This window comes from Pseudomonas sp. SIMBA_068 (assembly GCF_046534705.1).
In the GTDB taxonomy this organism is placed as follows: domain Bacteria; phylum Pseudomonadota; class Gammaproteobacteria; order Pseudomonadales; family Pseudomonadaceae; genus Aquipseudomonas; species Aquipseudomonas putida.
This window is the reverse complement of the sequence record NZ_JAWRYI010000431.1, coordinates 1-275: the sequence shown is the minus strand read 5'-3', so window position 1 is coordinate 275 and position 275 is coordinate 1. Positions and strand designations below refer to the sequence as shown.

Genomic DNA, 275 nt, shown 5'->3' with positions numbered 1-275 from the left:
CGAACAGGCGTGCAATCAGCCCCAGCACGATCACCACAAACAGAATACAGGTGATGTAGAAGCAGATAATCAGCTGGCCGAGCTGCACCAGTGAGCCCACGCCATACTTGCCGATAGTGAACGCCATCGCGCCAAATGCCCCTATCGGTGCCAGACGCATGATCATGTTGATGATGCCGAAAATCACTTTTGAGAAGCTTTCAATCACGTTGAAAATCAGCGTGCCAGTGTTACCCAGACGATGCAGGGCAAAACCAAACAGAATGGCAAACAGC

1 protein-coding gene is annotated in these 275 nt (G+C 51.3%); it reads right to left on the bottom strand.

Annotated elements, in window-relative coordinates; translation table 11 throughout:
* Positions 1-275, bottom strand: a 275-nt coding sequence (locus tag SB756_RS29845; RefSeq protein WP_410913192.1) for a cation:dicarboxylate symporter family transporter, incomplete at both ends; no start/stop codon positions are given.